Origin of the sequence: Haemophilus influenzae (assembly GCF_001457655.1) — a bacterium.
Classification (GTDB): domain Bacteria; phylum Pseudomonadota; class Gammaproteobacteria; order Enterobacterales; family Pasteurellaceae; genus Haemophilus; species Haemophilus influenzae.
The window spans coordinates 309467-324072 of the sequence record NZ_LN831035.1; the positions used below are offsets into that span (position 1 = coordinate 309467).

The window sequence follows — 14606 nt, forward strand, 5'->3', positions numbered from 1 at the left end:
CAGTGCGTCGTTGTGTGCGGTGCATTATAGGGATTTTCAAATCCCTTGCAAGTACTTTTTGTAAAAATATTTAAAAAAATGATCTTTTGATGGAAATATAAACATTTTATTAAAAAGTGCGGTCAAAAATACAATAATTTTCCAATTATTATTATTTTTTCCAATAGCTTGGAATAAACAGCACGATTAATGAAAACATTTCTAAACGTCCACAGATCATAGCAAAACTAAAGACTAATTTAGCACTTTCTGGAACACCAATAAAACTTTCGTGAATAAAACCAAGTCCCGGTCCTGCATTCGTTAATGTGGCGAATACGGCTCCCATCGCATCAAAAGTATTCATTCCACAAAGAATAACAGCAAAAACACACCCCCAATAAACCAGTATAAAAATAATGAAAAATGCCCAAATACTTTCTATCATTCTTGGTGCTAGACGATTTTTACCTATTCGAATTGGTTGTACTAAATTTGGATGGATTAAACTATGCAGTTCTCGATCGATTTGTTTCCACAATATAAGTGTCCGTATCGCTTTTAATCCCCCAGTTGTTGAACCACCACAACCACCAATTACCGCAGAAATTACCAGTAAAAGCCCAATAAAAGGCGGAAGATTATCAATATCAAAAATCGTATAACCAGCAGTCATTGACATTGATGTTAATTGTAATGCACCTTTTGTTACTGCCTCGTTTATATCTGAAACTAAACCATAACCATATAAAGATAGAGATACAATACCAATAAAAATAATTTGCATCGTTAGAAAAAAACGAAATTCGGGATCTTTCCAATAATTTCGCCAAATATTTCTTTTACCTAGTGCAAGAAAAGCGGAAATATGTAAACTAAAATTAACACCACCAATCAGCATAAAAATTGTTGTAACCCAATAAATGGAAGCTTGATTAAAATAGCCAATACTTGCATCGTGCGTTGAAAATCCGCCATTTGAAATTGTTGAAAAACTATGCCCAATGGCATCAAAAAGATTCATTCCTGATAGCCAATATGCAATGGCACAAAGAACAGTTAATGAAGCATAAATAATCCATAGCGCTTTCGCCACTTCTGAAATTTTAGGCAAAGATTTTTGATCTTTAAGAGGGCCTGAAGATTCTGCTCGATATAATTGTGTCCCACCAATTCCCAACAGCGGAATTATCGCCACAGCCAATACGATAATCCCCATACCACCTAACCATTGTAAAAACTGACGATAAAACAAAATAGATTTAGGTAAATTATCCAGCCCCGTCATTACCGTTGCACCAGTAGTAGTTAAGCCAGAAAATGCTTCAAATACGGCTGAAGCAATAGTTAAATGTGGTGAATCGAACAATAAAAGAGGCAATGTTGCCAAGCTTCCTAAAACTAACCAAAAAGCCACAACAATCAAAAAACCATCACGGGATCGTAATTCTTGTTTATGGTGATGGCATGGCCACCAAAGCAATGTGCCCGCTGTCAAGCTCAACATAAAAGCCTGCATAAATGCCTTGCCGCCCCCATCACCATAAATCAGAGCAACAAATGCAGGAACTAGCATCGTACCTGAAAAACACATCACAAGAATACCAATAATTCGGATAATCGATAAAATACGCACAACTATTCGCCTATCTCTAAAAGTTGAATAACCAATCTACCTGAAGACTTTTCCGTTAATTCTGAAGAAAACGCCTCTATTGTTTTTTCACTAATACCTAAAATCAAATGAATATTTGCCTGAAAACCTTGAGATAAAATCTCAACCTGATATTTTTCACAAAGTTGTTGAACCAACCTTAACTGACCATAGTCACAATCAAGTTTGAAAGGGGTTCGTTCAACTTTAATTTCGCTTTCAATCAGCTTTAACGCTTGTTGTACGCCATTGCCGTAAGCACGAACTAATCCGCCCGTTCCAAGCAAAATGCCGCCATAATAGCGAACCACCACCGCACTGATTTCACCTAATTGACTACCTTGCAATGCACTCAACATTGGCTTTCCTGCCGTTCCAGCAGGTTCGCCATCATCAGAAAAACCAAGTTGTAGAGAATCTGTTGGCTTGCCTGCTACGGCAGCCCAACAATGATGCCGAGCATTTGGATGTTCTTGTTTAATCTTTGCCCAAAAAGCTCTTGCGTCTTCTAAACCTTCGGTGTGCTGTAAATAAGTAATAAAACGGCTTTTCTTAATTTCTTCTTCAAAAACAACCGCACTTTTAGGAACGAGGTATTCCGCCATTTCTTTTTTCAAGGTAATTTCAATGACACTAGTCTATCACTGATGACTGGGATTTGTCGAAATTTTGCCGTAAGTGCGGTATGATATGGCTCTGTTTTTCAAAAGAAAAAAGAATATGTCTGAAATTTCCGTCACACAAACCCTAAATACTTTAGGATTACGTTGCCCAGAACCTGTCATGCTTGTTCGTAAAAATATTCGTCATCTTAACGATGGAGAAATACTTTTGATTATTGCTGACGATCCTGCAACAACAAGAGATATTCCAAGTTTCTGTCAATTTATGGATCACACATTACTGCAAAGTGAAGTGGAAAAGCCCCCGTTCAAATATTGGGTGAAAAGAGGAAAATAAAACATCGACCTCATTAAAGTGCGGTCGATTTTTTATAATTTTTAAAGATTACGTAAGGCTTCAATACGCTTTTCGAGTGGTGGATGGCTCATAAAGAGTTCACTGCGTTTACCATTAATCATAAAGGCATTTAAAGAACCTTCGAGATTTTGTGGTTCGTGAAGTTGTTGCAAACGTTGCAATGCCATGATCATTTTTTCTTTGCCTACTAAACTTGCTGAACCAGCATCTGCACGGAATTCGCGGTAGCGTGAGAACCACATTGCGATAATACTCGCAAGCACACCAAAGAGCATTTCCAATACCATCGAAACCAAGAAATAAATACCTGAACTGCGCGTTTCCTCTCCATTATTGTTACGCGAACTTGCCACCGCCGTTGCAATAACGCGAGATAAGAAAATCACGAAAGTATTCAATACGCCTTGCAATAACGCCATCGTCACCATATCCCCATTGGAAATATGAGAAATTTCGTGCGCTAAAACAGCTTCAGCTTCAGCCTCCGTCATGTTGTTTAATAATCCCGTACTCACTGCCACTAAAGAATTGCTTTTCGTTGCACCTGTAGCAAAAGCATTCACATCGGGAGAATGATAAATCGCCACGTCTGGCATGGGAATACCCGCTTTCTGCGCTTGGCGACTAACGGTATCAATTAACCAACGTTCAGTTTGATTACGAGGTTGAGTAATCACCTCTCCGTCTACAGAACGTAATGCCATCGTTTTAGACAGGAATAAGGAAATTAATGAGCCAGCAAAACCAAATAGCAAAGCCATAATTAAAATGCCGCCAGTGCTATTTCCTGCAATTCCAGTCACACTTAAAATAATACCTAATACCAGCATTACAGCCATATTGGTTGCCAAGAAAAGAAGAATACGCATCATAATGTGTTCTCTCAAAGTTAGGGTTAAGTATTTCCTTAGTGGGGAAAATTCATAAAAAATTCAAGGTGTAATGTAAAATTTTTGCTATCAGCAGATAAACAAAAAGTGCGGTCAAAAACATGCGAGTTTATGACCGCACTTTTAAGCAGGGATTACCAAACAGAAAATTATTTTCTTACAGCAATCGCTTCAATTTCTAATCCCACATCTTTTGGTAAACGCGCAACTTCTACGCAAGAACGAGCAGGGAAGTTAGGATGATTATTTTCTTTAAAGAAACGTTCGTATTCTGCATTAACCGCAGCAAAATCATTAAGATCTTTCACGAAAACCGTTGTTTTTACAATATCGGCTGCGGTTAAACCTGCTTTCTCGATAATCGCTTTCACGTTTTCTAAAGATTGGCGTGCTTGTGCAACGATGTCAGCTGGCACTTCGCCTGTTGCAGGATTCACTGGAATTTGCCCTGAGGTTAAAACTAGATTGCCAAGATCAACCGCTTGAACATAAGGGCCAATGGCTGCTGGTGCTTTTTCAGTATGAATAATTTGAGTCATCATTTTCTCCTTAGTTGATAAAAAATTGGGTAATTTTTACCGCACTTTTCTGTTTATTAATCAATTTCTTTTAGTATGTCATCGGGAAGTGATTCTTTGCTTTCGACTAATTTCCCATCGTTTACTTTAAATTGTAAATTTTGGTAATAAGCTTCTCGGAACGTGATATATGGATCTTGAGCTTGACGTAACAATTCTGCATTATTGAGATTTTTCGCACGGGCATCCACTGCTTGCACACCATATTTCACTAATGCCCACGGACCACCAACCCATTGCCAGAATGGATACATATAAGCCGCATCAACCACTGCACCCGTTAATTGGCGTGGTGTTGTTGCATTATAAATCGGTAGCACAATATAAGTGCCAGCATCTACGCCGTAGCTACCTAAAGTTTCCCCAAATCCACGTTGATTATCTATGCGTAATTCTTTGCTTGCGCTCGCAAAATCAATAAAACCACCTAGTCCAAATACAGTGTTAATCCAAAAGCGATTAAAGTGAACAAATGCTTTTTTCGGTTCACCTTCAATTAATCGGTTTATGAAACTGACTGGCTCATCAAGATTATTTGCGATGCCAGCAAGACCAGAAGAAATCGGCTTAGGCACATAGTTATTCCAACCTTTTGCAGCGGGTTCTAGCACATAGCGATCTATAACATTATAGTTAAATTTCCACATTGTTCGATTGAAGTCTTCAAGGGAATCATTACGCTCACTTGCTTGTTTCGTGGCGTTGTGATTTGCACAACCTGTTAGTGCAATGGCACTCAAAAGTGCGGTCAAAATTACCTTTGTTTTCATTTTTGATCCTTACATAAATATGGGATTATTCTACCTAATTTGTGAAATAACAACAAATTTTGCGTATAAAAACACTCTTTTATGCTGTTTCAACAAACATTAAAAACAAAAAACCGCACTACAAAAGTGCGGTTATATTTTAATCATTTCTTAGTGTATTTTTTCAACTTGACCAAATTCAAGCTCAACTGGTGTAGCACGGCCAAAGATTGATACAGACACTTTTAAGCGACCTTTTTCATAATCCACTTCTTCTACTGTACCATTAAAATCAGCAAATGGCCCTTCAGTCACACGAACTTCCTCTCCCGGATGATATTCATTACGATGACGAGGTTTATCAGTATTTTGTTCAAGACGATTTAAAATAGTATCCGCTTCACGTTTGGAAATAGGTGCAGGTTTATCTGGTGTACCACCGATAAAACCCATCACTCTTGGCACACTTTTTACTAAATGCCAAGTTTCATCATTCATTTCCATTTCTACAAGTACATAACCTGGAAAAAATTTACGTTCACTTTTGCGACGTTTACCTGCTACATTTTCCACCACTTCTTCAGTTGGCACTAAAACTTCACCAAATTGATCTTCCATTTGTTGTTGTTTTATGTATTCACGTAAAGTTAGAGCTACACGACTTTCAAAGCCAGAAAACGCTTGTAATACATACCAACGTTTTTTTGATACTGTTGTTTCTTCAGTCATTTTAGAATCTCAAATCAGTTAAGAAATTAATCACTGTCACAATAATCGAATCTACTGCCCAAAAGAAGAGAGAAGCAATCATTGTTACCCCGATAACGATCAATGTTGTTTGACGCGCTTCAGCACGGGTTGGCCATACGACTTTACGCGCTTCTGTACGAGAGTCATTAAAGAACGCACGTGCTTTTGTTCCTTGATTAGTAATTGCCGCTAAAATAAATGCAATGACTAATGCAATAGCCATACCAATAACACGAATCGGTAAAGAATAGATTTGTTGGAAATAAATATTCCCAATTGCCGCAGCAGCAAAAAAGATCACAACTAAAACCCAAAGGAATGTATTTAAACCTTTAGATTTGCCTTCAACGATCACTTCTTGCGTATTTTTCTTTTTATCAACAATTTCGGTTGCCATAGAATTGAATCCGTTTTAAATGGAAATGTAAAAAATAATGCCATAAGAACGTGCGATTGTAGCATTTTCTTTTCGCCTTGCCTATTGAAAATAAGCATCAACATAGAAAATCTGGCGAAAACAACCGCACTTTTGCGATTAAATCTAATATTCTAATTTTGGCGCAAGATTATCTACAATTGTCGATTCATCAACGATAACTTTTTGTAAATTCTCAAGAGACGGTAGATCATACATTGTATCTAACAACACTGCTTCTACGATAGAACGTAAGCCACGCGCACCCGTTTTTCTTTCAAGTGCTTTTTTCGCCATTGCTTTTAATGCTTCTGGTGTGAAATCCAATTCTACTTTTTCCAATCCAAATAAGGCTTGATATTGTTTAATTAATGCGTTTTTTGGTTTTGTGAGAATTTGTATCAGCGCATCTTCGTCTAATTCACTTAATGGGGCAATCATTGGCAAGCGTCCGATAAATTCTGGAATTAAACCAAATTTCATCAAATCATCAGGTTCAACTTGACGGAATAATTCAGAAAGAGATTGTTGTTTTTCATCTTTTTCAACTTTGGCATTAAAACCAATACTCGTACTGGTTTGAGTGCGTTTATCAATAATTTTATCTAATCCTGCAAATGCACCGCCGCAAATAAAGAGAATTTTAGACGTATCCAATTTTACCATTTCTTGTTGTGGATGTTTACGACCGCCTTGAGGTGGAATGGAAGCTATTGTACCTTCAATAAGTTTTAATAAAGCCTGTTGCACCCCCTCTCCTGAAACATCTCGAGTAATTGATGCGCCTTCCGATTTACGGCTAATTTTATCAATTTCATCAATATAAATAATGCCTTTCTCTGCTTTTTCAGTATCGTATTCACAATTTTGCAAAAGTTTCTGTAATACATTCTCTACATCTTCTCCCACATAACCAGCTTCCGTTAATGTGGTTGCATCTGCCATCGCAAAGGGTACATTTAAACGACGAGCTAATGTTTGCGCAAGTAACGTTTTTCCGCTACCTGTAGGGCCTATAAGTAAAATATTACTTTTGCCAAGCTCTACATCATTGCTTTCATAGTTAGTTCGCAAGCGTTTATAATGATTATAAACTGCCACAGAAAGCACTTTTTTCGCATAATCTTGACCAATAACATAATCATCCAGATGGGCGCGAATTTCGTGAGGCGTTGGCAATTTATCTTTATTTTCGACCGCACTTTCCTCTAGGTTTTCATCATTACTTTCTTCAAGCATTGAGTGACAAAGTTCAATACATTCATTACAAATATAACCGCCTGTGCCAGCAATTAATTTATCTACTTCGCCTTTTTCTTTTCCGCAAAAAGAGCAGTGCAAATCTTTATCTTTGTCTGTCATTGTATACCCTTAACGTTTAACCAAGACTTCATCCACCAAACCATACGCTTGTGCTTCTTCAGCTGACATAAAATTATCGCGGTCGGTATCTTTCTCAATACGCTCAATACTTTGTCCAGTATGGAATGCTAAACGATCATTTAAGGTGTGTTTAATTTTCAAAATTTCTTGTGCGTGAATTTGAATATCCGATGCTTGACCACGGAAACCACCCAAAGGTTGATGAATCATCACTCGTGCATTAGGCAATGCAGCTCGTTTGCCAGCAGTTCCGCCAGCAAGCAAGAATGCGCCCATTGAACAGGCTTGACCAATACAAAGAGTGCGAATATCTGGCTTAATAAATTGCATTGTGTCGTAAATTGCCATACCTGCGGTCACAGAACCGCCTGGAGAGTTGATATAAATATTGATGTCTTTAGTTGGATCTTCCGATTCTAAAAAAAGAAGCTGTGCCACAATTAAATTTGCCATACGATCTTCCACTTCTCCACTTAGGAAAATCACACGTTCTTTTAATAAACGGGAATAAATGTCGTACGAACGTTCGCCACGCGAAGTCTGTTCAACGACCATAGGAATTACACTCATTTTCTTACCTTTTTCATTAAAACTGCTAATTATTTTATCGTAAATAACCCACAAATAAAAATGCGATCGCTTTTATTAAAAAGAGCGACCGCACTTTTATTCAATCATAATAATATTACTTATTATGCTTGTGGATTCATAATTTCATCGAATGAAGAAACTTTTTCTGTTACTTGTGCTTTTGCAAGTACTGCATCAACAGCTTGTTCTTCCAATACTACATTGCGAATATTATTCATTAACTCTTCGTTTTTGCTGTAATATTCCACAACTTCTGCTGGCTGCTCGTAAGCTGATGCAATATCTGCAATCATTGCTTTAGCGCGTTCTTCATCAGCTTTTAATTCATTAGATTTAATCACTTCAGAGAATAATAAACCTACTTGAACACGACGAGTTGCTTCAGCTTCAAATAATTCACGTGGTAACTGTGCAGTTTGTTGTGCATTACCGCCAAAACGTTGAGCTGCTTGATTGCGTAATACATTAATTTCTTCTTCTACTGCAGAAGCTGGCACATCAATCGGATTTTGTTCAATTAAACCATTGATTACTTGTTGTTTAACACGAGAAACTAACGCATTTTTCAATTCACGTTCCATATTTTTACGGATTTCTGCACGCAAATCAGCAACAGACTTAGTATTAGGACCAAATTTAGCAACAAATTCATCTGTTAATTCAGGCAACACCATATTTTCGATTTTTTTCAAAGTGATCGCAAATTTTGCAGCTTTACCTTTCAAGTTTTCTGCGTGGTATTCCGCTGGGAAAGTCACATCAATATCAAATTGCTCACCTGCTTTATGACCAACAATTCCTTCTTCAAAACCTGGAATCATACGACCTTGACCCATAAATAATACGAAGTCAGTAGCTTTACCACCTTCAAATTCTTCGCCATCTACAGAGCCAACAAAATCAATAGTGACACGATCATCTGCTTTTACAACATCTTGACTTTCAGCCCAAGTAGCTTGTTGTTTACGTAACACATCGATCATTTTATCAATGTCAGCTTCCGTGATTTCAACAGTTGGTTTTTCAACTTTGATATTTTCTAAACCTTGTAATTTAACTTCTGGATAAACCTCAAAAGTGGCAGTGAAAACTAAGTCTTTACCTTCTTCAAAAGTTTCAATAGCAAAAGTTGGACGACCTGCAATATTAATTTTTTCTGCAATAACAGCATCAAAAAAATGACGTGGTAATAAATCGTTTAATACATCTTGACGAATTGACGCACCAAAACGTTGTTCAATGATATGGGCAGGCACATGACCTTTACGGAAACCATCTACGCGTACATTTTTTGCAGCACGTTTAAATTCTTCACGAACGGCTTTAGAGACAATTTCAGTTGGAACGGTAATCGCTACGCGGCGTTCTAAACCTTGAGTTGTTTCAATATTTAATGACATTTGTTACCTCAATTAATTTGCACTCGGTCAAAATCCACACCGAACACGTTTGTTAAATAAAAAGACGCTCAATTATAACGAAAGAAATCTACGCAGTCGATAAAAGAGTGATTAAAAATTAAATTTTGATGATTTTAAAATATGACTTACAAACAAAAGTGCGGTCAAAAATGATTTTCTTTTCTGCTCATACAAAGCAATTCGGATTTTGTACTTATTATACTTTTTTTTGATATTGATTAAATAAATTCAATTATTTAATATGTATAATAATTATTATCATTAAAAAATAAGGAAACCTATGACCAACTTTAAATTCAGCCTGCTTGCTTGCTCTATTGCATTTGCATTAAATGCAAGCACAGTCTATGCAGCCCAACCAACCAACCAACCAACCAACCAACCAACCAACCAACCAACCAACCAACCAACCAACCAACCAACCAACCAACCAACCAACCAACCAACCAACCAACCAACCAACCAACCAAAATAGTAATGTTTCTGAACAACTAGAACAAATTAATGTTTCAGGCTCATCAGAAAATATTAATATCAAAGAGAAAAAAGTCGGGGAAACCCAAATTTCAGCCAAAAAATTAGCGAAACAGCAGGCGTCTGATTCTCGTGATCTCGTTCGCTATGAAACAGGTATTACGGTAGTTGAAACTGGTAGAACAGGCGCAAGTGGTTATGCAGTTCGAGGGGTTGATGAAAACCGCGTAGGTATTATGGTTGATGGACTTCGTCAAGCTGAAACTTTAAGCTCTCAAGGATTTAAGGAGTTATTTGAAGGCTATGGCAATTTTAATAATACTCGTAATAGCATTGAAATTGAAAATGTTAAAACAGCAACTATTACCAAAGGTGCTGACTCCTTAAAATCTGGTAGTGGCGCATTGGGTGGCTCTGTTATATTTGAAACTAAAGATGCTCGAGATTATCTGCTAGATAAAGATTATTATCTTTCCTATAAACGTGGCTATCAAACAATGAATAATCAAAACCTTAAGACACTTACATTAGCAGGACGTTCTAAAAAATTTGATATTTTAGTCGTTGATACAACGCGTGATGGGCACGAAATAGAAAACTACGATTATAAAATTTATCCCAACAAACAGGCTGATTTAAGTAAGGTTGGTCCTACCCGTGAAAAAGCTGATCCTTATCAAATTACCCGCCAAAGCACATTAATAAAATTGGGCTTTCAACCTAATGAAAACCATCGCTTGAGTGTGGCATTAGATGATTCCACTTTAGAAACAAAGGGTATGGATTTGTCTTATGTTTTTAGACCATGCAAGGATACATCATGCGCGGAAACACACGGTGAGCGAGTTATTAATGATCAATCTAAAAGAAAAAATATCCAATTTAGTTATGAAAATTTCAGTCAAACCCCTTTTTGGGATCATATTAAACTAAGTTATTCCTCACAAAAAATTACCAATAAAGCACGTTCTGATGAGTATTGTCATCAATCTACCTGTGTACATATCCAAAATCCGCAAGGGCTAAATTTAGTAGAAGAAGGGGGAACTTATAAGATTAAAGATAAATATAATAAAGATTTTAAATATGTAGAAGACAATAGTGGTTATTATACTTCTTATGAATTACACAACTCTAACAATGAAAAAATTAGTAGTGGCGTAAATACAGAGGGAAATCCTCTTGATTCTGTTTTAATTAATTGCGAAAAATTAAATTGTGAAGGGAAAAAATTTAGAATTTATCAAGAATACGATGAAAACTACAATAAAAAATACACTTATCAGGATAGACCAATAGAAGTTGGAACATTACCTAACGGGAAAAAATATGGCAAAATCCCACTAAAATCAACAAAAAATAGTTATGGATCAACCCAAGATGAAACTGCTAGATTTTTATTTCCAAAAAGCTTTGGCTACAGCACAGACTTCGTTAATGACCGTGATTTAAACACCCATACCCAACAAATTAAACTTGATTTAGACAAAGAATTTCACCTATGGCATACCCAACACCAACTAAAATATGGTGGACTTTATGAAAAAACACTAAAAAGTATGGTTAATCACCAATACAACACCGCAGCCAATGTGCAATGGTGGGCTGACTACTTTTTCTGTGCTAGAGCAGACAATGGAAATCTTGGTGTAGAGAAAAAACCACAACCTAATGTCAGCGTAGCTGGTTGTACCAATGGTACACCAATTCATTCCGACATAGGCAAAGATTCCTATTTAATCCCTGTTACCACTAAAAATAATGTGTTGTATTTTGGAGATAATGTGCAACTTACCTCTTGGCTAGGGTTAGATTTAAATTATCGCTATGACCATGTGAAATATTTGCCTAGTTATGACGAAAACATTCCAGTTCCTAATGGATTAATTACTGGGCTATTTAAGAAATTTAAGTCAACAGACTATGTTTATGGTAGTGAATATTCAATGCCTAAAAATAAAGGATATACTTATTGCGCTTACGACACACCGTGTTATAAACAAAATTTTAAAGACAATCTTGCCCTGTTATTACGCAAAACTGACTATAAACATCATTCTTACAATTTAGGGTTAAATCTTGATCCCACAGATTGGCTTCGTGTACAGCTTAAATACGCCAATGGTTTTCGTGCGCCAACCTCTGATGAAATTTATATGACATTTAAACATCCACAATTTTCCATTCAGCCTAACACAGATTTAAAAGCGGAAACCTCCAAAACAAAAGAAGTCGCGTTCACTTTTTATAAAAACAGTAGTTATATTACGTTAAATGCGTTTCAAAACGATTACCGTAATTTTATTGACTTAGTAGAAGTAGGCGAACGTCCTATTGAAGAAGGCTCTGTTGTCCGTTATCCGTTCCATCAAAACCAAAATCGAGATCGAGCAAGAGTCAGAGGTATCGAAATTGCTTCACGTCTTGAAATGGGTGATTTGTTTGAAAAACTACAAGGATTCCATTTGGGTTATAAATTCACCTATCAAAAAGGCAGAATTAAAGACAATGGATTAAATCCAAAATATAAAGAATTTTTGGACTTGAATAAAGCTGCACATCCAGAATATGAAGCCATTGCTCGTAAACCTCAACCAATGAATGCCTTACAACCAACCACATCGGTATACAATATTGGCTATGATGCACCAAGCCAAAAATGGGGCGTGGATATGTATATCACTAATGTTGCAGCCAAAAAAGCAAAAGATAGCTTTAATTCTCAATGGACAAGTATGGTTAAACGAAAAGAAAAGATTTATGGCAATGAAAAAGATGCGGAAGCATCAACAGCAAACGGCAAAGAAGTAAAAGATTCTCGCGGATTATGGCGTAATAATCGCTATACAGTGATCGATACGATTGCCTATTGGAAACCAATTAAAAATCTTACATTTACCGCTGGTGTATATAATTTAACCAACAAAAAATATCTCACTTGGGACTCTGCTCGCTCTGTTCGACATCTTGGCACAATTAACCGAGTAGAAACAGCAACAGGTAAAGGCTTAAACCGCTTCTACGCACCAGGCAGAAATTACAGAATGTCTGTTCAGTTTGAATTTTAATCCTATGTAAAAATAATCCGCACATTTTACGTGCGGATTATTGTTTAAGATTACTTCTATTTTAAAGCGGTTTGTGAGTGTGTATTTAAACGAGAAAATTTCAATTCATCAAATTCATCAAATTCATCAAATTCATCAAATTCATCGCGTATAACGTATTGGTAAATCAGTACCAAATTGCCTTGAATATAGCAATCTCGATAACCTTTCCACTCTCCTACTAATGCGTGATCTTGGTAGTTTTCGGGTAAAGGTAAACGATTTAATAAACAGTATATTGCAGTAATGTATTTTGAGCCAATTAACACATTGGGGGAGCGTTTAGCTAAATCAGTTAAATCTCTTACAAATTGTTTTGAATAGCTTACTTTTAATGGCTTCTCTTCTGACATTATTGACCACCATTAAGAATGCGTTTTGTAAATTCTTCGGCAGAATAATTTTCACTAGCTTCAATAAAAAAGCTCTCTGCGTTACCACTATCTAATTCATCAATAGCTGCTAGGGTTTCTTTATTTGGGCGAAGATAATTCAAATCAATAGGGATAGAGCGAGTCTTGGCAATTTGAGCCAAAAACATATTGAATACTTGTGATGGGGTAAGTCCATATTGTTCAATAACTTGATAAGCTTCTGATTTTGTTTGCTCAACTGTTCTAAAGCTGATAGAGGAATTCGTAAGTGCCATAATTTTTCTCCTTAGTATTACATTGAAAGACTATTATAATAAAGATGAAGTGCAAAATCTATAGTCTCTCATTTTTAATGTAATTAGGGATTTTGATTGCTATTCAAAAGTTAAAGGATTTAAATATCATTACCCTGTCTAAATTCTGGTTTAAATAATTCTTCTAGTTGCCCAAAATGGAGCATTAAATCCTGCTCTCCTGCTGCGTAAGGGGCAATTTCATAAACATCATAAATAAAATGTACACCTTTTGAATCTAAGTAAATATTGTTCGATAAACTAAAACTATCGGCTTCAATAATAGGTTCATATTCCTTATTGCTATTATTATATTGTTCCCATAAAAGCGTTTTTACTTTCGGTAAATCTTTTTCATTAAATAAATCATTTAATGTCAAAATATGGCGTGTAGTTAGATCAATTGTGAAATAGCGATTACCTTCTATCCCATGAGCACCACCTTCATAGTCATAAAAACTAATCGCAAAGGTTGCAAGTTTTTCTTTTTGCCCGATAAAATTTGTCCATATAGAATGAGAAATTCCAAAAGATGGTGTTTCTTTCGCCTCTTTTTTGTCTTCCTCAAAAGCGGTTTGATAACGTGCTACAAATTGTTCGCGAGAAATAGTTTTCGTTTCTTCGTTTTCAGTCAATTTTTTCCACAATAGATCATTAAGCCAATCAATATTGGTTTTTATTGTTGAAATTGAATACTCAATTTTGGTTTCTTCAGGCTGGTAATCTTCTTTCGATTTAGGATGTTTAATAATTTCAGATTGATTAAATATTTCATCATTTTCCACAAAAATTGCTGGGATTGTTTTTTCTATTTGATCTTTTAATTTGGTATTTTCAGCACTAAGTTGTGCTACTGTTTGATTTAGTTGTTTTATTTTTGCTTCAGTATCTTTATCTTGGCAGCCTGTGAGTAAGATGGCAGAACTAATTAATGCGGCAACGAGCGTTTTTTTCATACTTTTTTCCT

General features: G+C 36.1%; 16 protein-coding genes. 3 read left to right on the forward strand and 13 right to left on the reverse strand.

The window, feature by feature from the left end; all coding sequences use genetic code 11:
- Window positions 1–151 precede the first annotated feature (151 nt).
- Both AT683_RS01520 and AT683_RS01525 read right to left on the reverse strand, forming a co-directional pair.
- A complete protein-coding gene (locus tag AT683_RS01520; RefSeq protein ID WP_005658606.1) occupies window positions 152–1615 on the reverse strand; it encodes a TrkH family potassium uptake protein in 1464 nt (487 codons plus the stop codon).
- A 2-nt stretch (window positions 1616–1617) separates the two neighbouring features.
- Window positions 1618–2238: a YigZ family protein gene (locus AT683_RS01525; RefSeq protein WP_011272188.1), complete on the reverse strand. Its 621-nt coding sequence runs from the start codon at window positions 2236–2238 to the stop codon at window positions 1618–1620.
- Window positions 2239–2353: 115 nt separating this feature from the next.
- Here AT683_RS01525 and tusA point away from each other — a divergent pair, with 115 nt between their 5' ends.
- Entirely contained in the window at window positions 2354–2593 is a 240-nt protein-coding gene (gene tusA, locus AT683_RS01530) for a sulfurtransferase TusA (protein WP_005665561.1), read from the forward strand.
- A gap of 41 nt (window positions 2594–2634) precedes the next feature.
- On the opposite strand, the gene htpX is transcribed toward tusA, so the two are convergent.
- From htpX to tig, 8 genes are all read right to left on the reverse strand, one after another.
- Window positions 2635–3489: a protease HtpX gene (gene htpX / locus AT683_RS01535; RefSeq protein ID WP_162837812.1), complete on the reverse strand. Its 855-nt coding sequence runs from the start codon at window positions 3487–3489 to the stop codon at window positions 2635–2637.
- 164 nt (window positions 3490–3653) lie between these two features.
- On the reverse strand, window positions 3654–4043 hold the full coding sequence (locus AT683_RS01540) for a RidA family protein (RefSeq protein ID WP_005630808.1): 390 nt from the start codon (window positions 4041–4043) through the stop codon (window positions 3654–3656).
- Between the two features lie 56 nt (window positions 4044–4099).
- Complete coding sequence (locus tag AT683_RS01545; RefSeq protein ID WP_005648600.1) at window positions 4100–4852, reverse strand: MlaA family lipoprotein; 753 nt, start codon at window positions 4850–4852, stop codon at window positions 4100–4102.
- A gap of 150 nt (window positions 4853–5002) precedes the next feature.
- Entirely contained in the window at window positions 5003–5560 is a 558-nt protein-coding gene (nusG, locus tag AT683_RS01550; protein ID WP_005648601.1) for a transcription termination/antitermination protein NusG, read from the reverse strand.
- 1 nt (window position 5561) lies between these two features.
- A complete protein-coding gene (gene secE / locus AT683_RS01555; RefSeq protein ID WP_005658616.1) occupies window positions 5562–5978 on the reverse strand; it encodes a preprotein translocase subunit SecE in 417 nt (138 codons plus the stop codon).
- Between the two features lie 144 nt (window positions 5979–6122).
- Entirely contained in the window at window positions 6123–7358 is a 1236-nt protein-coding gene (gene clpX, locus AT683_RS01560; protein ID WP_005658618.1) for an ATP-dependent protease ATP-binding subunit ClpX, read from the reverse strand.
- A gap of 9 nt (window positions 7359–7367) precedes the next feature.
- Window positions 7368–7979: an ATP-dependent Clp endopeptidase proteolytic subunit ClpP gene (gene clpP / locus AT683_RS01565; RefSeq protein WP_257003823.1), complete on the reverse strand. Its 612-nt coding sequence runs from the start codon at window positions 7977–7979 to the stop codon at window positions 7368–7370.
- A gap of 92 nt (window positions 7980–8071) precedes the next feature.
- On the reverse strand, window positions 8072–9370 hold the full coding sequence (gene tig, locus AT683_RS01570) for a trigger factor (protein WP_006995277.1): 1299 nt from the start codon (window positions 9368–9370) through the stop codon (window positions 8072–8074).
- 301 nt (window positions 9371–9671) lie between these two features.
- Here tig and AT683_RS09800 point away from each other — a divergent pair, with 301 nt between their 5' ends.
- Both AT683_RS09800 and AT683_RS01575 read left to right on the forward strand, forming a co-directional pair.
- Window positions 9672–9866 carry a PT domain-containing protein gene (locus AT683_RS09800; RefSeq protein ID WP_239990537.1) on the forward strand — a complete coding sequence of 65 codons (195 nt, stop codon included), beginning with the start codon at window positions 9672–9674 and terminating at the stop codon, window positions 9864–9866.
- A gap of 58 nt (window positions 9867–9924) precedes the next feature.
- The gene (locus AT683_RS01575; RefSeq protein ID WP_425402586.1) at window positions 9925–12933 is read left to right on the forward strand and encodes a TonB-dependent hemoglobin/transferrin/lactoferrin family receptor; all 3009 of its coding nucleotides are present in this window, start codon (window positions 9925–9927) and stop codon (window positions 12931–12933) included.
- A 56-nt stretch (window positions 12934–12989) separates the two neighbouring features.
- On the opposite strand, the gene AT683_RS01580 is transcribed toward AT683_RS01575, so the two are convergent.
- The 3 genes from AT683_RS01580 to AT683_RS01590 form a co-directional block, all read right to left on the reverse strand.
- A complete protein-coding gene (locus tag AT683_RS01580; RefSeq protein ID WP_058222150.1) occupies window positions 12990–13325 on the reverse strand; it encodes a YafQ family addiction module toxin in 336 nt (111 codons plus the stop codon).
- Entirely contained in the window at window positions 13325–13621 is a 297-nt protein-coding gene (locus tag AT683_RS01585; protein ID WP_005692346.1) for a type II toxin-antitoxin system RelB/DinJ family antitoxin, read from the reverse strand. The genes AT683_RS01580 and AT683_RS01585 overlap by 1 nt, the downstream gene beginning before the upstream one ends.
- A gap of 119 nt (window positions 13622–13740) precedes the next feature.
- Complete coding sequence (locus tag AT683_RS01590) at window positions 13741–14595, reverse strand: DUF3298 domain-containing protein (protein WP_058222151.1); 855 nt, start codon at window positions 14593–14595, stop codon at window positions 13741–13743.
- Between the last annotated feature and the right edge of the window lie 11 nt (window positions 14596–14606).